Genomic DNA, 22432 nt, shown 5'->3' with positions numbered 1-22432 from the left:
GTTAAAAGTAGTGCAACGATTTATTGTGTAAATTAGTATTTATACAGAATTTAATTGTTAATTTTGCAGCAACAATTTTCAATTGTGAATACATGAAAGGACCTTTATTTTATTCTAAAATTTTACTTTTTGGTGAATATGGTATCATAAAAGATAGCAAGGGATTATCTATACCTTATAACTTTTATAATGGGGCATTAAAAATGACCACCACACCAACGGATAAAACAATAAAATCTAACGAAAGTTTAAAGCGTTACGCAACGTATTTAGGTACTATTAGTACCGATTTAGTGCTATTCGATTTAAAAACGTTGCATGAAGATATAGATGCTGGTATGTATTTCGATTCGTCAATTCCTCAAGGATACGGTGTTGGAAGTAGTGGTGCTTTAGTTGCTGCGCTTTACGATAAGTATGCCCAAGATAAAATTACGGTTCTAGAAAATTTAACGCGTGAAAAACTGTTAAAGCTGAAAACCATTTTTTCTGAAATGGAATCGTTCTTTCACGGAAAATCTTCAGGGTTAGATCCTTTAAATAGTTATTTAAGTATTCCTATTTTAATCAATTCTAAAGATAATATTGAAGCTACAGGTATTCCGTCGCAAAAGAGTGATGGAAAAGGTGCTGTGTTCTTAATAGATAGTGGTATTGTTGGAGAAACAGCTCCGATGGTACAGATTTTTATGGAAAACATGAAGCAAGAAGGGTTTAGAAACATGATTAAAGATCAGTTTATTAAACATACAGATGCTTGTGTTGACGATTTCTTAAAAGGTGATGTAAAGTCGCTATTTAAAAATACAAAGCAATTATCTAAAGTTGTTTTGAATAACTTTAAACCAATGATTCCTCAGCAGTTTCACGACTTATGGAAAAAAGGTTTAGATACTAACGATTACTACTTAAAGCTATGTGGCTCTGGTGGTGGTGGTTACATTCTTGGTTTTACCGAAGATTTTGAAAAAGCGAAGCAAGCCCTTCACGGCCAAAAGCTAGAAGTTGTTTACAATTTCTAGTAACCTGCGTACCATTTTTTAACTCCCATCTTTTAATTTATAGCTATGTTCTCTAGAAAACATAAACATATTTTATTGAAATTTTTCAGTATGTTTTCTGTGGTTCGAGGCTATAACGTACTTATGGTTGTTGTGGCACAATATGTTACTGCAGTTTATATCTTAGCGCATGATAAGCCGGTTCGGGAAGTTGTTTTCGATTTAAATTTATTCATGTTGGTTTTGGCATCTTCGGCAACGATTGCTGGCGGATACATTATTAATAATTTCTACGATTCGGAAAAAGATTTAATTAATAGGCCACAAAAATCGATGCTTGATCGGTTAATTAGTCAGAATGTAAAACTCTCCTTTTATTTTGTACTTAATCTACTTGCCGTAATCATGGCTAGTTATGTGTCGTTTAAGGCTGTTGTTTTTTTTGCATTGTATATTTTCGGAATTTGGTTCTATTCGCATAAATTAAAAAAGAGGCCTTTTATAGGCAATCTAACCTCAGCGGTGTTAACGATAACGCCATTCTTCGCTATTTTTATGTATTATCAGAATTTCGAACATGTTATTTTCGTGCATGCTACATATCTGTTTTTAATTATTTCCATGCGAGAGCTAACCAAAGATTTAGAAAATATTCCTGGCGATTTGGCTCAAGGTTATAAAACGATTCCCATAGTTTATGGTGAAAAGTATTCAAAAATAATGCTTACTATTTTGGCCTTGTTAACACTGGTGCCAACCTACTTTTTATTGAGTAAGTACCATATAGGACATATGTATTATTTTTTCTATTTTACAATGTTTTTATTGGCCATGTTTTTAGTGCTTTTATGGAATTCAAACTCTAAGAAACATTATCTAATACTTCATAATATTTTAAAATTTATTATTATATCAGGCGTATTAAGTGTGCTATTAATAGACGTAAACGTGGTATTAAATCGACTTTTTTAAAAGGATTTACATAAAAATTAGATTTCCTAAATTATAGTTTATCTTTGCATCAAATAAATATATTACAATGAATAAGCAACAAGGCAGCAACAAAAAAGGAAAAGCTTCAGGACGTGGATCAGGAAATTCACGAAATACAAGTTATGCAAGAGGAAATGCGCCTATTAAGAAACAAGATGTTTCAAATGCACCTAAGCCTAAGCAGCAGGTAGCTAAAAAATCGAATCCAGGGGAAATACGTTTAAATAAATACATCGCAAATTCTGGTATTTGTTCACGTCGCGATGCCGACATGCATATTGCTACAGGTTTGGTGTCTGTAAATGGTAAAATTGTTACCGAAATGGGGTATAAAGTTAAGCTGGAAGACGAAGTGCGTTTTGATGGTGGTCGCGTTAACCCAGAAAAGAAAGCGTATGTATTATTAAATAAGCCAAAAGGTTTTGCTACAACAACTAGCGAAGGTAAAGGTCGTACGGTAATGGATTTAGTAGCTAACGCCACAAGTTCTAGAATAAAACCAATAGGACGTTTAGGTAGAAACTCTTTAGGCCTTATCTTGTTTACAAACGACGAAGATATTGCTAAGAAATTTACCAATTCTAAAAACGGTGTTCCAAGATTATTTCATATCGAATTAAACAAGAACTTAAAGCACGAAGATTTTATTAAAATTAAAGAAGGTTTTAAGGTTGAAGGAAAACTTGTATCTGTAGAAGAAATTAGCTATATCGATAAAGGGTCTAAAAAAGAGATTGGATTGAAAGTTAAAAATACAGGGAGTACAATCATCCGTACAATATTCGATTATTTAAAATACGATATCGAAAAGATTGATTGTGTTAGTATTGGTCAGTTAACAAAAAAAGATATTCCTCGCGGACACTGGAAGCACTTAACAGAACAAGAAGTTATTAGTCTTAAGATGCTGTAAGACAGGATTTAAAAAAAATTCAAAAAAATCGAAAAAGAACTTTTTTTTTCGATTTTTTATAGCACATTTGTACAAGCATTTAGCTGAACATAATGAAAAGTGTTTGTGTGTTCGGGCTTTTGAAAATTAGGAAGTCATATTCAAAAGCCGCTTATAGGATAAGCAACCGAATTTTAGAGCTAACTTCCGCATACTCCATAATTAAAAGCCAACATGTCTTTGGCTTCATTCCTACAACCCAAAGTCAAATTCAGATTTGATAAATAGTTAACATTTTTAATTTTGCTACGCAGGATACTCTGCGTAATTTAATTTTTTATTTTAATTATTATATCAAAACATCATGAACACTAAATATATTGATCTAATAAATCAATCATTTTATTTTCCACAAGAAGAATTTAAATTACGAAATAAGACGCTCGAATTTCACGACATAGATTTAATGAAATTGGTAGAAGAATACGGTGCGCCTTTAAAATTCACCTATTTACCACAAATATCTAACAACATTGCACGTGCTAAAGGGTGGTTTGCAAAAGCTATAGAAAAGAACGATTATAAGGGGAAGTATAACTATTGTTATTGTACTAAAAGTTCTCATTTTAAACATGTGTTAAACGAGGCTTTAAAGAACGATATTCATATAGAAACCTCTTCGGCTTTCGATATAGATATTGTTGAAAACTTAAAGAAGGAAGGAAAAATTACCGATGATACATTTGTAATTAGCAATGGTTTTAAGCGTGCACAATACGTAACTAATATTGCTAGATTAATTAACAATGGGCATAAAAATGCCATTCCAATAATTGATAATTACGAGGAAATAGATTTATTGTCTCAGGAAATTAAAGGTAAGTTTAATGTTGGAATTCGTATTGCTTCTGAAGAAGAACCAAAATTCGAATTTTATACTTCTAGATTAGGAATTGGTTACAAAAACATTGTGCCTTTTTATAATCGTCAGATAAAAGACAATCCAAAAGTAGAGCTTAAAATGCTTCACTTTTTTATCAATACAGGAATTCGCGATAACGCCTATTACTGGAACGAATTAGTGAAATGTTTAAAAGTGTATACAGCTTTAAAGAAAATTTGCCCAACTTTAGATAGTTTAAATATTGGTGGTGGTTTTCCGATTAAAAATTCATTAGGATTCGATTTCGACTACGAGTATATGGTAGACGAAATCTTAAACCAAATTAAAGGTGTTTGTGAAGAAGAAGAGGTAGAAGTACCAAATATTTTCACAGAATTTGGTAGTTTTACTGTAGGAGAAAGTGGTGGTGCCATTTACGAAGTTCTATATCAAAAACAACAAAACGATCGTGAGAAGTGGAATATGATTAACTCATCTTTCATTACAACATTACCAGATACTTGGGCCATTAACAAACGTTTTATTATGTTGCCAATTAACCGTTGGCACGAAAGTTATGAGCGTGTGTTATTAGGTGGTTTAACTTGCGATAGCGACGATTATTACAACAGCGAACAGCATATGAACGCTATTTATTTGCCAAAGTATAATAAAGATAAACCGTTGTATATAGGGTTCTTTAATACCGGTGCATACCAAGAAACAATTGGTGGATTTGGTGGATTACAGCACTGTTTAATCCCATCTCCAAAACATATTTTAATAAACAGAGACGAGGACGGAAACCTTGTTAAAGAAGTATTTAGTGAACAACAAAAAAGTGAAGACTTACTTAAAATTTTAGGTTACAATGAGCAATAAAACATACGCTGGAATTTCAGAAGACCATGCAAAATTAGAAACGGCTAAAATTGTTTTAATCCCAGTGCCTTACGATGGAACAAGCACATGGCAAAAAGGAGCAGATAAAGGGCCAGATGCTTTTTTAGATGCGTCGGAAAACATGGAGCTTTACGATATTGAAACACAAACCGAAGTTTACCAACAAGGTGTGTATTTGGCAGATGCTGTTACAGAAAACAGCTCGCCAGAAGCCATGGTAGATGCGGTTCATAAAATCACTAAAAAATATATAAAAAAGAATAAGTTTGTTACCCTTTTTGGAGGAGAGCATTCTATATCTATAGGAACAATTAGAGCCTTTAACGAATGTTTCGATAATTTAACAGTGTTGCATATTGATGCACATGCAGATTTAAGACAATCTTACGAAGGGTCTACTTGTAACCACGCCTGTGCCGTTTACGAAGCGAGTCAGACAACGAATTTAATCCAAGTTGGAATTCGTTCAATGGACGTTAAGGAAACTACGGTAATGGATGAAGAAAAAACATATTTTGCACACGAATTGGCTGCGAATGAGTTTTGGATGGATAGTGCGATTGATCAAATGACCGAGAATGTATTTATTACATTCGATTTAGATGCTTTCGATCCATCAATCATGCCAAGTACGGGAACACCAGAACCAGGAGGATTATTTTGGTACGAAACTCTAGACTTTTTAAAGAAAGTTTTTGAAGAAAAAAACGTGGTAGGTTTCGACATTGTAGAGCTTTGTCCGAATAAGAAAGAAAAATCTTCAGATTTTTTAGCCGCAAAATTGTATTATAAAATGTTGAGTTATAAATTTATGGGCGAAAACATCGCTGATGAATACGACAATACATTTGAAAGTAAATCACAAAAAAATAACACATCTAAATTCATAGAAGACGATGAGTACTAAAGGAGCAATTTCAAATTTTATAGAAAAATATTATTTACACTTTAACGCAGCTGCTTTAGTAGATGCTGCAAAAGGGTATGAAGACCAATTAAATAAAGGTGCTAAAATGTTAGTGTCTTTAGCAGGTGCAATGAGTACTGCAGAGTTGGGAAAAATCTTTGCAGAGATGATTCGCCAAGATAAAGTGCAAATTATTTCTTGTACGGGAGCCAACCTAGAAGAAGACATCATGAATCTTGTTGCGCATTCTCATTACAAACGTGTGCCTAACTATCGTGATTTAACACCTCAGGAAGAATGGGATTTGTTAGAAAAAGGATTAAACCGAGTGACAGACACATGTATTCCTGAAGAAGAGGCGTTTAGACGTTTACAAGAGCATATCTTTAAAATTTGGAAAGATGCCGAAGCTAAAGGAGAGCGTTATTTACCACATGAATATATGTATAAAATGTTATTGTCTGGTGTGTTAGAAGAGTACTACGAGATTGATTTAAAAGATTCTTGGATGTACGCTGCAGCAGAGAAAAACTTACCTATTATTTGTCCAGGTTGGGAAGATAGTACAATGGGTAATATTTTTGCTAGTTATGTGCTTAAGGGTGAATTAAAAGCAAGCACCATGAAATCTGGAATAGAGTATATGACATTTCTTGCAGATTGGTATACAGCAAATTCAGAAAACGGAATCGGTTTCTTCCAAATAGGAGGAGGAATTGCTGGAGATTTTCCAATTTGCGTTGTACCTATGTTATATCAAGATATGGAGCGTCCTGAAACACCATTCTGGAGTTATTTCTGTCAGATTTCAGATTCAACAACAAGTTATGGTTCGTATTCTGGAGCTGTTCCAAACGAAAAAATTACTTGGGGTAAACTAGATATCGATACCCCAAAATTTATAATTGAAAGTGACGCAACTATAGTTGCGCCATTAGTTTTTGCTTACTTATTAGATATGTAATCCTTTTAAACAAAACAATGAAACGCGTAATTGTAGACTACCAAAAATTAAATGAAGATATCTTAAATCTTCTAGTAGAAAAATTTCCTGATGGTTATGATGATTCAGACATTATTTCTTTCAAGAATGCTAAAAATGAACTTGTTGAGGCTGTAGAGGTTAAGACAGAAGACACTGTATACTTAGTTAAAGTTGGTGTGCGTTTGGCTCAAGCTATGGAAAACTATATTGAAGAAGATGACGATGTAGCCGATGATGATTTAGGTTTTGAAGAAGTAAAAGCTGAAGATACCGATGTAGAGGATGAAGTAGATGAAGACGATGATAACGATTAACAAAATATTATAAAAATAAATTAAAATGAAGGTTGCTGTTTTTCAGTCTTATACAGACGGATTGTACACATTTATGTTTGAAAATGGAGAGGATATGATTTTCGATGAAATCCATCCACGTGCTTTAAAACAATTCGATTTAAAACATGATGAAAGTTATATAGATCAAACATTTAAAATAACATTTGTTGAAGTTCCAGTTGGTAAGGACGATGTTATTTATAGAATAGATAGTTTAAAACTCGTTTCTTAAAACGACATTAAAAAATACTATTATATTTTAAAGTGTGCTTTTATAAATCAAGCAACGCTACAGATTTCTTGTCTTAAAATGTAAGAAAATAATTTAGCCAATAGGGGTAATTAACAGATGTGTTAGTTACCCTTTTTTTTTATGCATTTTCTATTTGTTTTCGTTCAAATTAATAGTTTTATCAAGGGAAATCTAGCTTTATGGCAATTTAAGATTAATAAATCTTACACCGAATGCTCTGATATTTGTTGCGTGTAATTCGTGTTTCCAATAGGTTTTTTTAAGATGACTTCGTAAATAAAGGTGGCATAAACAGGGATGTACTCTAAAGCAATTACCCATAAATTTTCTGTGTTATCAGAGCTCGCATATGCAAGGTAACTTAATATAATACTAAGACTCCACACCAAAGGAAACTTATAGCCCGTAAAGACAGCTAAAATAAGTAGTAGGCTAACATACCACGGATGAACCGTAGTTGCCATAAAGTAATATATAGTAATTACTAACAGCATATGTATTAATAGCTGACGCATGTGTTTTAGAGGCGATTTATAAGTTGTTATAGCAATATAGATTATTACTAATACAGCCATTATAGGTCCAATGAGTTTAATCTCGTTATGTCCGGTTATATTAAATCCAATAGATTTAGCGATGTTAAATAGGCTGGCATTAAATTCAAAGTTTTTAAACCACAAGCCAACAGTTTCTGCATAATTCGTGATAAATTCTGAACTTATAAACGGAAGAAATAAAGCTATATTTAGTAGTCCAACAATGGCGCAAAACATAAATCCTTTTTTCAGTTTTAGATATTTAAATATAAAAGGCAGGAATATTAAAGGTATTAGTTTGGTTGCTACAGATAGTGAAAAAGCAACTGCAGCCCATTGCCATTTTAGTTTTTGTAATAGATATAAACTCATTACAAAAAAGCAAATCATAACCCCTTCAAAATGCAAGTTACCCGTTAGTTCTATTATAATAAATGGATTAAGAATATACCAAAATATATAATGAGCAGGAAGATTGAGGTTTTTTAAAAGTTTACTTCCGAAGTAAAACGTCATCAAATCGGCCAAAATAATTAAAATTCGCATCACGATTACCGGTCCTAAAATGGAATTCTTAGCAAATAGGGCTGCTACATAATAACAAAACTGACTTACAGGTGGGTAATTAGTAAAGTGTGACGCACTAAGCGGTCCCATTTTATTATATAAAATTTGTGCATCAGCTACAGGGAAAATACCTTTTAATAAAAAAGAATCTGGGGTGTGCAAATAAGGATTAAAGCCTTCAAAAATCATCCGACCATCCCAAATAAAACGATAAAAATCTTGAGACAAATTTGGTATGGCCATTAAGAATACAAATCGGGCTAATAGTGAAATGATAAGTAATAGATTAATATTCTTGTTATTTAGCTGCACGATTTTAAAACTCACAAAAAATAATGCGACATAAAGACTAATTAACTTAAAATATTCTGTACGTTCTAAATGATAACCAAAAATGGTGTACAAAAGGATTAGGCTAAGAAAAAGTGATATCCAAATTATTGGCGTTTTTTTAACAGAATATTTTGCAGTCATAATAAAATTGTAATCGATTTAATTTCTTGTATAACAGTTAATTGTGTAATTTATAACGTTTGAAATCGCTATGTCAATTGGCCTGTTTTACATGATAACTATCATAAATTATCTTTAATTCAAAGCGTAATTTTGTATAGTACATTATTAATTAACCGTAATAAACAACTAAAAAATGAATATTTCACATATTGAGCACATCGGAATTGCAGTAGAAAATTTAGAAGAATCTATAAAGTACTATGAAGGTGTCTTAGGGTTAAAATGTTACTCTATTGAAGAAGTTGCAGACCAGAAAGTTAAAACCGCTTTTTTTATGGTGGGGCAAACTAAAATAGAATTATTAGAAAGTACATCTCCAGATGGTCCAATAGGCAAATTTATAGCCAAAAAGGGACAAGGGATGCATCACATCGCTTTTGCTGTTAACGACTCTACTGAAGCCTTAAAATTAGCCGAAGAACGTGGTGTAACTTTAATTGATAAAACGTCTAGAAAGGGCGCAGAAGGATTAAACATCGGGTTCCTTCATCCTAAATCTACTCAAGGCGTACTTACAGAACTTTGTTCAAAAGATAAATAGTGATCACACAAGTAAAACAGGTACAATGGCAAATCAAGAAAAAATTAATGAGCTCATTGAAAAAAGAGCAAAAGCAAAATTAGGTGGTGGAGAAAAGCGTATCGATTCCCAACATGCTAAAGGAAAATTAACCGCTCGTGAGAGAATCGATATTTTATTGGATGATGATAGTTTTGAAGAATTTGACATGTTTGTTACACACAGAACAAAATCGTTCGGATTAGATAAACAAGTGTATTTGTCTGATGGTGTCATTACAGGACACGGAACCATCGATGGGCGAATTGTATATGTGTTTTCTCAGGATTTTACAGTTTTTGGAGGGTCTCTTTCTGAAACCTATGCCTTAAAAATATGTAAGATTATGGATATGGCTATGAAAATAGGTGTACCTGTAATTGGACTTAACGATAGTGGAGGAGCGCGTATTCAAGAAGGTGTAAGATCGCTTGCTGGATATGCAGAAATCTTCCAAAGAAATATAATGGCATCTGGGGTTATTCCACAAATATCGTCAATACTAGGACCTTGTGCAGGTGGAGCAGTATATTCTCCGGCATTAACAGATTTTACAATCATGACCGATCAAACCAGTTATATGTTTGTAACAGGACCTAAAGTTGTACAATCGGTAACAGGAGAACAAGTGACCACAGAAGAGTTAGGTGGTGCAAAAATTCATTCTACAAAATCTGGAGTGTCTCATTTCTTAGCCGATAATGACGAAGAAAATTTATTGCTAATTAGAAAGTTATTAAGCTATTTACCATCTAATAATTTAGAAGATGCACCTTCAATTCCGTGTATAGATCCAATAGATAGAAAAGACGATGCTTTAAATAGTATTATTCCAGAAAATGCCAATCAGCCTTACGATATAGTGGATGTTATTTCTATACTAACAGATAATGGCGAATTTACAGAAGTACATAGAGATTATGCTAGAAATATAGTTGTTGGATTTGCAAGATTTAATGGGCGTTCTGTTGGTATTGTGGCTAATCAGCCTAAATATTATGCAGGTGTATTGGATTGCGAAGCGTCTAGAAAGGCCGCCCGTTTTGTACGATTCTGCGACGCATTTAATATTCCTATTGTCACTTTAGTCGATGTACCAGGATTCTTACCAGGAACGGGGCAAGAATATTCAGGAATCATATTACATGGGGCTAAATTACTATTCGCTTATGGTGAAGCTACTGTGCCAAAAGTAACCATAACATTACGGAAATCGTATGGTGGAGCTCATGATGTAATGAGTTGTAAACAATTACGAGGCGATTTAAACTACGCCTGGCCAACTGCAGAAATTGCGGTAATGGGAGCAAAAGGAGCAGTAGAGGTTTTAGAAGGGTCTAATATTAGAAAAATAGAAGATGCTGGTGAGAAACAAACTTATATCAACGAAAAAGAACATGAGTACAATACCAAATTTGCTAATCCGTATGTGGCTGCAAAATATGGTTTTATAGACGATGTTATCGAGCCTAGAAATACACGATTTAGAATTGTACGAGCTCTAGAGTTGTTAGCGAATAAAAAAGAGGTAAACCCTCCAAAGAAACATTCTAATATTCCACTGTAATGAGATACCTATTAACATTAATTCAAGTTAAAGAAGCAATTCCTGTAGACCCTATTGAGGAAGGTTATATTGTATTGGTAACGGGTTTATTAATTGTGTTTACGGGGTTAATTATTTTAACCTTATTCTTTAAATACGCCTTGCCTTTAATGCTTTATATATATAAGCTTATTTCTAAAGGTCCAGATAGAAAAATCTCAGAGATTTCGCCTAAAGTAAATGAAGATTTTACTGGTGAAATTGCTGCAGCAATTTCTACTGCTATCCACTTGCATTTAAACGAACAACATGATCACGAAAATGCAATACTAACTATTAAACAAGCACGTAAAGCCTACTCACCTTGGAGTTCTAAAATTTACAGCGTGTATAATAAGCGGTAGTTAAAGGTTAATTTTTTTGAATATTTAAAGACATCAAAATATGAAAAATTTCACATTCAATATAAATGAAAACAGTTATAGTGTTAGAATTGTTTCGCAAGAAAATAACATTATAGATTTAGAGGTAAACGGGACCAAGTATTCGGTTAAAATGAAGGAGGAACTTAAAACGGTTAAAACACCAACGCTTGTTCGCACAGCATCTAAAGCCGCACCAGAGCCTGTTAAAATTAAAAATCCTAGCTCAGGTTCTGGAAGTACAAAAATTACAGCGCCTATTCCTGGTGTTATTTTAAGTCTAAATGTAAAAGTTGGAGACACCGTTAAATCTGGTGATTTATTACTTGTGCTAGAAGCTATGAAAATGGAAAATAACATTACTTCTGATAAATCGGGAGTCGTATCGGCCATTAACGTTACCGTCGGACAGCAAGTTTTACAGAGTGAAGTAATGATAGAATTAGAATAGGCATTAACAGACGTGTACATTTTAGTTTTAAATGTATTACGATGTTTAAAAACAGAAAAAAATGAAGAAAGTAATATTAATATTTGGAGTGCTGTCTTTGCTAGTTTTTATCAGACCTGCATTAGGATTAAGTCTTAGCTCGGCAACAAACACGACAGCAACAACTTCGGTATCTACACAAGACAATTATTCAGAACGAAGTTTTGTTTCTGAAGCCTTAGGCGGTATCAAGCAGTTTTATCAATACACAGGCTTTGCTAATGCAGCTGGTGGGAATATCATCATGATTATTATTGGTATAGTGTTTATTTACCTCGGCATTAAATTCGATTACGAACCGTTGCTATTAATTCCTATTGGGGCTGGTGTTATTATAGGAAATATTCCTTTTGTCGCCGGAAATCAGACAGGAATTTACGAAACAGGTTCGGTGTTAAATTATTTATATTTTGGAGTGGTAAAAGGTATTTATCCGCCTCTAATATTCTTAGGCATTGGTGCCATGACAGATTTCTCGTCGCTTATTGCAAATCCTAAATTAATGCTTCTAGGAGGTGCTGCTCAAATTGGTGTATTCGCAACATTTTTAGGAGCACTTTACTTAGGTTTTAATTTACCAGAAGCAGGAGCAATAGGAATTATTGGAGGAGCAGATGGGCCTACAGCCATATTCCTATCGTCTAAATTAGCGAATGGTATAAATGTTTTACCCGACGGCACAACGGTTAAAAACTTAATTGGACCTATCGCTATTGCCGCTTATTCTTATATGGCATTGGTTCCGGTCATTCAGCCGCCAATTATGAAACTGCTTACCTCTAAAAAAGAGCGTTTAATTAGAATGAAACCGCCAAGAGCTGTCTCTCAAAAAGAAAAAATGATTTTCCCAGTTGTGGCTTTATTGTTAACCACGTTTATTTCTCCAAGTGCATTGCCATTATTAGGAATGTTATTCTTTGGAAATTTATTAAAAGAATCTGGAAGAACAGAACGTTTAGCAGATACAGCACGTACTAAATTAATAGATATAGTAACCATCCTTCTAGGGGTTACCGTGGGAGCATCTACGCAAGCAGATATCTTTATCACTAAAGATTCATTATTAATCTTCGGTTTAGGAGCGATATCATTTGTAATTGCTACCATGGGAGGATTGTTGTTTGCTAAGTTTATGAATTTATTCTTAAAAGGAGATGAAAAAATTAACCCGTTAATTGGAGCTGCTGGGGTGTCTGCCGTTCCAGATAGTGCACGTGTTGTACATGCAGAAGGTTTAAAAGCAGATCCGCAGAATTACTTATTAATGCACGCTATGGCACCAAATGTTGCTGGTGTTATTGGTTCGGCAATTGCTGCGGGTATTATTCTAAGTTTTTTCGGATAAAATAAGTTAATCGTCATGTCAATTTAAAACATTAAGATTATGAACATTCCTAATAACATGTCTGCAGCAGATGCAGTAAAATTAATACAATCGGGAGATCGCATTTTAATTCAAGGTGGTTCGGCAACACCTCAAGCGTTAATTAAAGCAATGGTAGCTAGAGCTCCAGAATTGCGAGGTGTAAATGTTGTGCATTTACATACAGAAGGCGAATGTGGATATGTTGCGCCAGAATTAAAAGATAGTTTTTATACGAGTGCCTTTTTTATAGGAGGAAACATAAGAAAGATGATTGGAATTACAGCCGATTATATACCGGTGTTTTTAAGTGATATTCCAAGTTTGTTTCGTGAAGGATATATGAACTTAGATGTTGTTTTAATTAATGTGTCGCCACCAGATAAGCACGGGTTTTGCTCGTTAGGTGTATCTGTAGATATTGTAATTTCAGGTATTGAAAGGGGAAAAACAATTATCGCCCAGATTAATCCTAAAATGCCAAGAACTTTCGGAGATGCCATTGTGCATATTAGCCGATTTTCAGCTTGTGTTGAGGTTGATGAAGACCTTTACGAAATGAAATTTGTGGCACCTTCAGAAGAAGAAAAAGCCATAGGTAAAAATGTTGCCGGAATTATAGATGACGGCGCAACCTTACAAATGGGAATTGGAGGTATTCCTAATGCGGTATTAACGTACCTCACTAATCACAAAAATTTAGGCGTTCATACCGAGATGTTCTCTGAAGGAATCGTAAATTTGGTGGAGAAGGGTATCGTGAATGGGGCCCATAAAAAAGTAAATCCAAATAAAATTGTATCTGGATTTGCAATGGGAACGCGACGACTTTACGATTTTATGGACGATAATCCTGAGATTGAAATGTTGGATATTGCGTATGTTAACGATACTGCTGTAATTCGGCAGAATCCGAAAGTAACCGCAATAAACTCGGCTATAGAAATTGATATTACGGGGCAGGTTTGTGCAGATTCTATCGGGACACGAATGTTGTCTGGTGTTGGCGGACAAATGGACTTTATGCGAGGGGCAGCCTTGTCTGAAGGCGGGAAACCTATAATTGCCATAAATTCTAGAACTTTAAAAGGGGTTTCTAAAATTGTTCCAACTTTAAGAGTTGGTGCTGGTGTAGTTACCACTAGAGCGCATGCCAGATATGTCGTTACAGAATATGGTGTCGCCGAATTTTTTGGTAAAACCTTAAAACAGCGTGCCATGGCCTTAAGAGACATTGCGCATCCTGACTATAGAGAAGAATTAGATAAAGCTATTTTTGAAAGGTTCGGAAGTAGCGTTATGATTTAATCACACTAAATACACATCGTATGAGTACTAAAAATAAAACACTTTTTTCCGAGTTTGGTCCTGTGACAAAAGACGCTTGGTTGGAAAAAGTAAACATAGATTTAAAAGGTGGAGATTTCAATAAAAAATTAGTTTGGAGAAATTTAAACGGGATTGATATTCAGCCTTTATATACTACCGAAGACTCTATAAAATATCTTAAAAACACAGGTGAAAATGCTCAGGCATTAGTCAATTATAGAAGTGTCGAGGTCGCTTCAGCAGCACAAGGAAATACTTTGGCTTTAAAAGCAATTAAGGAAGGTATAAACGGATTGGTGTTTCAAATAAAAACGGAAACCGATGTGGCCACTTTGTTACAAAGTATCGATTTAAATACCATTACAGTATCTTTTGTTTTAGGAGAATATGCGTTAGCCTTTGCAACAAATTTCTTTGCTTATGCAGAACAAAATGTATCAGATAAAAGTAATTTAAATGGATACTTCGACCTTGGTGTTGTTTCAAATTATGTGACTACAGGACGTTTAGAGGGGCCAGTTTTTAAAACATTATCTAAGGTAATCGATTTAGGAACAGGATTTACAAACTTTAAAACCGTGAGTATTTCAGGAACTGCATTTTTAGATTCAGGTGCAAATCAAGTTCAAGAAATCGCGTTCACTTTTAATGCTTTGGTACACGTTATAGAGCAATTAGAAGCCTACAATGTCAACGCTAAAACGGTATTTAATACGCTACATATTCAATTGGCTATTGGCTCTGAATATTTTGTTGAAATGGGTAAATACAGGGCTTTAAATAGTTTAGTTCACAAAATAGCTGAAACGTACGCAGTAACACATTTCAAGTTTACATTAACGGCAAAAACATCTGTTTGGACCAAATCTGTCACCGATGCACATACCAATATGTTACGTGCAACAACAGAAACCATGTCGGCTATTCTTGGAAATGTAGATGGGGTTCTAGTCGATGCTTACGATAAAGAATTCAATGAATTTTCAGATTTTTCAAGTCGGATTTCAGGAAATATTACAACCATTTTAAAAGAAGAATCTTACTTCGGAAAAGTGGCTAATCCTGTAGATGGGTCTTATTATGTTGAAGAAGTGAGTACGCAAGTGGCCTTAAAAGCATTAGAATTATTTAAAGCGATTGAAGCAGATGGCGGATTCTATACTGCTTTTGAAGCTGAAAAAATTCAGCAGCAAATTGCAGAAATTCGTCAGACTAAAATAAAATTAATTAGCCAGAGACGTTTGCCAATGGTTGGAGTTAATAAGTATCCAAACCTAATGGAACACTTAAATGCCGATGTGTTATTTGCAGGAGCAGAAGTGAATTCTAAAGTATTAACACCACGTCGAGCATCTTTAGAAATTGAAGCCTTACGTAAAGTGTCTGAAGATATTGTTACAGAAGCTGGAAGACGACCAATTGTAGAACTTACAAGTTTTGGAAACCTAACCATGCGAAAAGCCAGAGCCGCATTTGCATACGATTTTATAGGCGTGAGCGGATTTGAAGTATGGCAAGAAAAAAGTTATGAAAGTGCGCAAGAAGCTGCCGAAGCTAGTGCCAAATCTGCATCTCAAGTGGTGGTTATATGTAGTTCGGATTCAGATTACGATGCTTATGCTTTAGCTTTTGTTGAAGCCTTTAGAGCGATAAATAGTGACAAAGTGCTTTTATTAGCGGGGAATCCTGTAGGAATTTTAGACGAACTTATAAAAGCAGGTTTAGATGATTGCATTCATATTAAATCGGATGTAATACTTACAATTTCTAACGTTCAGCGTAAAGTTCAGAAACATAGTAAAGAAGCGGTGTGACATTTATAAAACCTTCATGTTGAGGTATTATAAATAGCATGTGACCATTGAATTAACAAAAAAAGAAACACATGAAACCAAATTTTTCAAATATAACATTAGACACTGCAGTAAAACAACAGGCAGTGCCTTCAGATAATAAAGCCATTTGGAATACACCAGAAGGTATTCCGGTGAAAACACATTTCTCTAAAGACGATATTGACGATGCAGAACATTTACAGTTTGTTTCTGGGTTGCCACCGTTTACTAGAGGGCCGTATAGCGCTATGTATGCATTGCGTCCTTGGACTATTCGTCAGTATGCAGGGTTTTCTACTGCAGAAGAATCTAATGCGTTTTACAGACGTAATCTTGCAGCAGGTCAAAAAGGATTGTCTGTGGCTTTCGATTTAGCGACACACCGTGGATACGATTCAGACCACCCCAGAGTAACGGGAGATGTTGGTAAGGCTGGAGTTGCCATAGATTCTATTCTTGATATGGAAATTTTATTCGACCAAATTCCGTTAGATAAAATGTCTGTATCCATGACTATGAACGGAGCCGTATTGCCAATTATGGCGTTTTATATTGCGGCAGCCAAAAAACAAGGCGTAGCATTAGATCAATTAAGCGGAACGATACAAAACGATATTTTAAAGGAATTCATGGTGCGTAATACGTACATATATCCGCCATTGCCATCTATGAAAATTATTGGTGATATTTTCGAATACACCACCAATAACATGCCTAAGTTTAATTCTATTTCCATTAGTGGATATCATATGCAGGAAGCAGGTGCTACTGCCGATATTGAGTTGGCATACACATTGGCCGATGGTATGGAATACATTAGAACCGGTTTAGCTTCAGGATTAAAAATTGATGAATTTGCACCTAGAATATCATTTTTCTGGGCTGTGGGAATGAATCACTTTATGGAGATTGCTAAAATGCGTGCAGCTCGTATGTTGTGGGCGAAAATTATAAAACAATTCAATCCAAAGAACCCTAAATCTATGGCGTTACGTACGCATAGTCAGACCTCTGGATGGAGTTTAAGTGAGCAAGATCCATTTAATAATGTGGCTAGAACTTGTGTAGAAGCTATGGCTGCAACTTTGGGAGGAACACAATCTTTACACACCAATGCGTTGGATGAAGCTATTGCATTACCAACAGATTTCTCTGCTAGAATTGCACGTAACACTCAGATTTATATTCAAGATGAAACCCAAATGACTAAGGCTGTAGATCCTTGGGCAGGGTCTTATTATGTGGAGTATTTAACCAAAGAGATTGCTAAAAAAGCATGGAAACTTATTGAAGAAGTTGAGGAACTAGGTGGTATGGCCAAAGCCATTGAAACCGGAGTGCCTAAAATGCGTATTGAAGAAGCTTCGGCTAGAAAACAAGCCCGTTTAGATTCTGGTCAGGATATTTTGGTGGGTGTGAATAAATTTCAAACCGACGAAAAATCGGCTATCGATATTTTAGAAGTTGACAATTCTGTAGTTAGAGATTCTCAAATCGCACGTCTTAAAAAACTGAGAGATAATAGGGACCAAGCTGTAGTAGATGCAAAAATTAAAGCTTTAACCGATTGTGCTGGAACAGGAAAAGGAAACTTGTTAGAATTGGCTGTTGAAGCCGCAGAAAACTTCGCAACACTTGGTGAAATATCTGATGCTTTAGAAGTGCATTTTGGTAGACATAAAGCCGATACAAAACTTATTAGTGGTGTATACAGTAAGGAAGTTAGCGATGATAGTACGTTTGCTCAAGCTTTGAAATTAGCCGATAAATTTGCTGAAATTGAAGGGCGTCGTCCGCGTGTTATGGTTGCTAAAATGGGACAAGATGGCCACGATAGAGGTGCGAAAGTTGTTGCGTCTAGTTTCGCTGACTTAGGTTTCGATGTCGATATGGGACCTTTATTTCAAACCCCAGAAGAAGTAGCGAAACAAGCTATTGAAAACGATGTACACTTTGTAGGCGCTTCAAGTCTGGCTGCGGGACACAAAACTTTAATTCCGCAATTAATAGATGAGCTTGCTAAATTAGGTCGTCCAGATATTATGGTGTTTGCTGGAGGTGTTATTCCGGAACAAGATTACAATTATTTATTAGAGCATAAAGTGGCTGCAATTTTCGGTCCTGGTACCGTAATTTCTAAATCAGCGATAACTATATTAGAAAAATACTTAGAGCTCGAAGAGGCTTAATTTAAGTATTGATTTGTTGAGAAACCCCATTACTGATGTGTGTCGGTAATGGGGTTAATATTTCTTAGAGTAAGACTTTTGGATTGAAGAATACGTCATTTTATTTTTGTTCTAAATAAACTGTCTGCGTTTTTCCTTTTTCATAAACGCTTTCTGGAGTAACGATATCAAATACTGTAATATCTCCTTTTATTTTAGAATTTCCTTGATTCTGAAGCGTATATTTACCGCTAATTTCAAAAGATAATTTAGATAATTGTTGTGTTGGGTCTACAGCTTCAATGAGCCAACCTCGTTCTTGTTTTGTTAAACTGAGTAAACACGGAGATTTTATTTTTAATTTCTGATGCGTTCCTATTTTAATCTCACAAGGTTCAAACGCGCTAATTGAAATGGTTTGTCCGTTATTAAAACTTATAGCGTGTACTTTATTGGTGTGTGCTATTATGTGCCCTAATTCATCTTCAATAACCTTATTAACGTCGTCTTTAGATACACCTACAACGCTTACATAGGCATATTTTTCATTTATAGGTTGAAGCCCATGATTCACTTCTAAATTAAAGACGGCCTTAGAAATAAGACTATCGGAATGCCAAGTTAAAATTCTTTTCCAACTGCCAGTTTGTGTCTCGTGTGTCACATGGAATTGTTGCTTACCTAAATTTATATAAGCAATACTATCATGCCAAACCGAGGAGATAATCGCCTTATTTTTATTTACAATAATTGGCCCTTGTTTTAAACTTTGGTTTACGGTTGTGGTTACATTAAAGTGTCTATTGGTAGAAATTCCGGAGCCTAGAGCGTAAATTTTATTGTTTACAAAAAAGTACGATTTATTTGCTTGCAGACTATCTCTGCGGTATTTAAACGCCGTAAGACTTACTTTTTTACCTTTTAATCCACCCGTGAAATAGGAGTTGTTTTTATAACCATCCCAAGTTAAAACGGGAAGTTTAGCGGTGTCTTGTACTGTAGTCGTACCTGGTAATCTTTTCCAGTCCCAGACTGGATAAATACCTTCATATTCGTTCCCAGTCCGATAAATTAACTGCGTGCCATCGCCTAAGTAATATCCAAGTTGATTTTCTCCGTTTCCAGCTTCCGCTCCGATAACGCGTTGAGACGACATTCTAACGGCTGAGAAAAAGGTGTCTGTTCGGTATAAACTATAATCTGAATTACGAAAATGTATATATTCACTAGGAGCATGTTTGGGGTTATTATGCCTGTCGAAAAGATTAAATTTTCTCTCTAAACTTTGGTACAAATCACCTTTGGATTTTGGTCCGCGATATTTTTTACCATCTACAAATTCAGGAAAAATTTGTCGTCCGGTTGCTAATATTTCGTAGTTACCTTTATAGACTACTTTTTGTTGTCCTTCGAACATGAGATTACGCATTAAGTCTACTTGTTGCGAGGAGAAGGCAATATCTGTTTCTTTGAAAATAAACATCCATTTAATAATGTCTTCGGCAAAATGCAAACCATAATTTCCAAACTGAGGTTGGGGACCATGTTGATGGAACGAATAATCGGGCTGAATACCTTCTTGGTAAGGTGCAGATGGAATCAATACGGACTTAATGGTATTGGCAGCAGTACGAATTAAAGTGTCGTTTGCGCGTAAGAGTTCACGCATAAACACATTACCGCTAAGCCACGTTTTATTTTGCCCAGTCATGTATATTTTAGACTTATCCATAATTTTTAAGGACTTCGTCATTGTAGAATCTGGAATAATAGATTCGCAAAGTATTAGAGTAGGACCAATGTTTTGAGGAATACCAATTTCTGAAAGCCACCAGTTGTCGCTATAAAAATTATTATAACTCCAGAAGTTTAAAGCGCCAACTATAGTCGTAGCCAATGTATCTGAGTTATAAAATTTACTATTTACATCTTCAAAAGCAATTGCTAAAGACACTAATCTTGTAAGATGTTGTTTAGGTGTCCAATTACTTCTGCGATGCAAGGTGTAATCGATATCTGGAAAAGAAAAATCTGTAGACATGTTATTAAGTAAAGCTTCCACTTCATTATCACTAATAGTTTCCAGTAAATAAAAGTCTTTTAGATTTTGCTTGAGTTTATCTATGTCGGTTGCATAAATAGATTGATTACACAAAAAGATTATAGCAAGTATTAAGCAACGATAAAGTCTCATAAAAAAGTGGTCTTTAAATCACCTTATCTTTTTAAAAGACTCCATAATAGATTGAGCCGCTTTTACGGGTGATATGTGTGAAGATACAACATCATGCTCTAATGCGGAAAGCTTGCTTTTAATTTCTGGCGAACCGTAAAACAGGTGTTTTAATTCTTCGTTGATGTTGTTATACATCCACTTTATATTTTGTTGATTTCTATTTTCGAGGAAATAACCATTTTGGTCTATAAGTGCTTTGTATTTTAAAACCTGTTCCCAAACGGTATCTATTCCTGTGTTTTTTGATGAACAGATAAGAGATAGAAGCTTTTAATCTGTTTAAAAAGTTATTCATAGATAATTATCGGACAAATCTTTATTTACACACTATATTTACTTTGATTTATTTAATAAAAATTTGAAGAAAGTTTTTTTAATTTTTGTATTTTTTCTTTCTATATGTTTGGGCTTTTATATCCATTTAAATAAAACAGTTTCAATAATAGGTAATAAGGATAAAGCTGTTTTTATAAGAAAAAATAATATTGGTTTACAACTGTTTAGAAATGGAAAACCATTTTATATAAAAGGAGCGGGAGGGCAGCCATATTTAAATGAATTATCAAATGCAGGAGGGAATACATTACGTTTGTATGATACAATACAACTCTCTGAAACTTTAGATAAGGCTCAAGATTTAAATTTAGCCGTCATTGTTGATATCCCTTTGGCCAGACCCAGAGCCTCTTATAATCCATATTTAAAGGATTGTTTTAACTTGAAATTAAAAAATGACGTACGTCAACTAGTTCGTCGTTACAGTAATCACCCAGCATTATTGTTTTGGAATTTAGGAAATGAAATTCGGTTTCCATTAGTATTAGAAAAAAATGAGTTTATAAGAACGTTTAATGAATTAATAGACATTATTCATGAAGAAGATCCCAATCACTTGGTTGGAACTAGTGTTAGTGGTACGTCAAAAAAACAAACTTTAGGCTTGCATATGCATGCTCCTAATTTAGATATAATAGGTTTAAATGTTTTTGGGAATTTAAAAGATGTGAAGTCATTAGAACGCTTAACGTCTCTATTTTTTACATCAAAACCTTACTATTTTACAGAGTGGGGTATTCATGGTCCTTGGGAAGAAGAACGTAGTAAATGGAATGTTTTATTAGAATTAAATAGTACAGAAAAGGCCCAAGTCATTAAAAACAGGTATGAAGATTTTATTAAACCAGATGAAACTACTTTAGGAAGTATAGTATTTTATTGGGGAAGCAAAATAGAAGGGACTCCTACATGGTTTAATATTTTTGATAGTATAGGAAGAAAATCTGAAAGTTATTATACTCTTAAATCAATTTGGGGAGGAAAAAGTGAATCAAAATTTCATCCAACAAAAATTGAAAAATTTGAACTCGATGGGAGAATAGCTCAAGAGAAGAATCCTTTAATATTTCAGCCAAATCAAATTAAACAAGCTCAAATTTTTATAGATAAGAATATTGATAGTACAATTCAATTCGATTGGAAAATTCATAAAGAAGCATGGGGAAATCAACGATGGAGTAAAAGTTCTGTATTAAATAAGGTTCTGGATTCTTTAAATACTAATTCAAGTAATATCTTAACGTTCATAGTTCCTAATGAAGAAGGCCCTTATAGGTTATTTGTAAATATTTATGATAAGCATAATAACTTTTCTACTGCCAATATTCCATTTTACGTATTAGAAATTAAATGACCGAAAATAATAATTTAAAAACC

General features: G+C 34.3%; 20 protein-coding genes. 17 read left to right on the top strand and 3 right to left on the bottom strand.

Translation table 11 applies throughout. From position 1 onward, the window contains the following. Positions 1-92: 92 nt before the first annotated feature. The 8 genes from BN863_RS15100 (at position 93) to BN863_RS15065 (ending at position 7131) form a co-directional block, all read left to right on the top strand. Entirely contained in the window at positions 93-1022 is a 930-nt protein-coding gene (locus tag BN863_RS15100) for a mevalonate kinase family protein (protein ID WP_038532011.1), read from the top strand. 45 nt (positions 1023-1067) lie between these two features. Then, the gene (locus tag BN863_RS15095) at positions 1068-1973 is read left to right on the top strand and encodes a geranylgeranylglycerol-phosphate geranylgeranyltransferase (RefSeq protein ID WP_038532010.1); all 906 of its coding nucleotides are present in this window, start codon (positions 1068-1070) and stop codon (positions 1971-1973) included. A gap of 67 nt (positions 1974-2040) precedes the next feature. After that, complete coding sequence (locus BN863_RS15090) at positions 2041-2907, top strand: pseudouridine synthase (RefSeq protein WP_038532009.1); 867 nt, start codon at positions 2041-2043, stop codon at positions 2905-2907. 343 nt (positions 2908-3250) lie between these two features. Continuing rightward, complete coding sequence (locus BN863_RS15085) at positions 3251-4651, top strand: type III PLP-dependent enzyme domain-containing protein (protein WP_038532008.1); 1401 nt, start codon at positions 3251-3253, stop codon at positions 4649-4651. Beyond that, positions 4641-5579, top strand: a complete 939-nt coding sequence (speB, locus tag BN863_RS15080; RefSeq protein ID WP_038532006.1) for an agmatinase — start codon at positions 4641-4643, stop codon at positions 5577-5579. The genes BN863_RS15085 and speB overlap by 11 nt, the downstream gene beginning before the upstream one ends. Beyond that, positions 5569-6543, top strand: a complete 975-nt coding sequence (locus BN863_RS15075; RefSeq protein WP_038532004.1) for a deoxyhypusine synthase family protein — start codon at positions 5569-5571, stop codon at positions 6541-6543. The genes speB and BN863_RS15075 overlap by 11 nt, the downstream gene beginning before the upstream one ends. 17 nt (positions 6544-6560) lie before the next feature. Next, positions 6561-6878, top strand: coding sequence for a hypothetical protein (locus BN863_RS15070; protein ID WP_038532003.1), 318 nt, complete (start codon positions 6561-6563; stop codon positions 6876-6878). 25 nt (positions 6879-6903) lie between these two features. Next, entirely contained in the window at positions 6904-7131 is a 228-nt protein-coding gene (locus BN863_RS15065) for a hypothetical protein (protein ID WP_038532002.1), read from the top strand. A 224-nt stretch (positions 7132-7355) separates the two neighbouring features. On the opposite strand, the gene BN863_RS15060 is transcribed toward BN863_RS15065, so the two are convergent. Further along, positions 7356-8729 (bottom strand): mannosyltransferase, encoded by a 1374-nt coding sequence (locus BN863_RS15060; RefSeq protein ID WP_051774874.1) that lies wholly within the window; start codon positions 8727-8729, stop codon positions 7356-7358. 175 nt (positions 8730-8904) lie between these two features. Here BN863_RS15060 and mce point away from each other — a divergent pair, with 175 nt between their 5' ends. The 8 genes from mce to scpA all read left to right on the top strand — a co-directional run bounded on the left by mce (position 8905) and on the right by scpA (position 18504). Next, the gene (mce, locus tag BN863_RS15055) at positions 8905-9312 is read left to right on the top strand and encodes a methylmalonyl-CoA epimerase (RefSeq protein WP_038531999.1); all 408 of its coding nucleotides are present in this window, start codon (positions 8905-8907) and stop codon (positions 9310-9312) included. Between the two features lie 25 nt (positions 9313-9337). After that, a complete protein-coding gene (locus tag BN863_RS15050; protein WP_038531997.1) occupies positions 9338-10897 on the top strand; it encodes an acyl-CoA carboxylase subunit beta in 1560 nt (519 codons plus the stop codon). Further along, on the top strand, positions 10897-11280 hold the full coding sequence (locus tag BN863_RS15045) for an OadG family protein (protein ID WP_051774873.1): 384 nt from the start codon (positions 10897-10899) through the stop codon (positions 11278-11280). The genes BN863_RS15050 and BN863_RS15045 overlap by 1 nt, the downstream gene beginning before the upstream one ends. A gap of 40 nt (positions 11281-11320) precedes the next feature. Further along, a complete protein-coding gene (locus tag BN863_RS15040; protein ID WP_038531994.1) occupies positions 11321-11749 on the top strand; it encodes a biotin/lipoyl-containing protein in 429 nt (142 codons plus the stop codon). Between the two features lie 61 nt (positions 11750-11810). Further along, positions 11811-13133 carry a sodium ion-translocating decarboxylase subunit beta gene (locus BN863_RS15035; RefSeq protein ID WP_038531993.1) on the top strand — a complete coding sequence of 441 codons (1323 nt, stop codon included), beginning with the start codon at positions 11811-11813 and terminating at the stop codon, positions 13131-13133. A gap of 39 nt (positions 13134-13172) precedes the next feature. Continuing rightward, on the top strand, positions 13173-14459 hold the full coding sequence (locus BN863_RS15030) for an acetyl-CoA hydrolase/transferase family protein (RefSeq protein WP_038531992.1): 1287 nt from the start codon (positions 13173-13175) through the stop codon (positions 14457-14459). A gap of 20 nt (positions 14460-14479) precedes the next feature. Further along, on the top strand, positions 14480-16294 hold the full coding sequence (locus tag BN863_RS15025) for a methylmalonyl-CoA mutase family protein (protein WP_038531990.1): 1815 nt from the start codon (positions 14480-14482) through the stop codon (positions 16292-16294). Positions 16295-16365: 71 nt separating this feature from the next. Then, the gene (gene scpA / locus BN863_RS15020; protein WP_038531988.1) at positions 16366-18504 is read left to right on the top strand and encodes a methylmalonyl-CoA mutase; all 2139 of its coding nucleotides are present in this window, start codon (positions 16366-16368) and stop codon (positions 18502-18504) included. 100 nt (positions 18505-18604) lie between these two features. Here the strand turns inward: scpA and BN863_RS15015 are convergent, their stop codons facing one another. After that, positions 18605-20677: a polysaccharide lyase family 8 super-sandwich domain-containing protein gene (locus BN863_RS15015; RefSeq protein ID WP_038531986.1), complete on the bottom strand. Its 2073-nt coding sequence runs from the start codon at positions 20675-20677 to the stop codon at positions 18605-18607. An 18-nt stretch (positions 20678-20695) separates the two neighbouring features. Further along, positions 20696-20974 carry a P-loop NTPase family protein gene (locus tag BN863_RS19005; RefSeq protein ID WP_394332000.1) on the bottom strand — a complete coding sequence of 93 codons (279 nt, stop codon included), beginning with the start codon at positions 20972-20974 and terminating at the stop codon, positions 20696-20698. A 103-nt stretch (positions 20975-21077) separates the two neighbouring features. Here BN863_RS19005 and BN863_RS15010 point away from each other — a divergent pair, with 103 nt between their 5' ends. Beyond that, positions 21078-22409 carry a glycoside hydrolase family 2 TIM barrel-domain containing protein gene (locus tag BN863_RS15010; RefSeq protein WP_158409035.1) on the top strand — a complete coding sequence of 444 codons (1332 nt, stop codon included), beginning with the start codon at positions 21078-21080 and terminating at the stop codon, positions 22407-22409. The last annotated feature ends 23 nt before the right edge of the window (positions 22410-22432 follow it).

The sequence above is a fragment of the Formosa agariphila KMM 3901 genome, from assembly GCF_000723205.1.
Taxonomy (GTDB): Bacteria; Bacteroidota; Bacteroidia; order Flavobacteriales; family Flavobacteriaceae; genus Formosa; species Formosa agariphila.
Note: the sequence above shows the minus strand (reverse complement) of the source record. Positions and strands in the feature narration are given on the sequence as shown.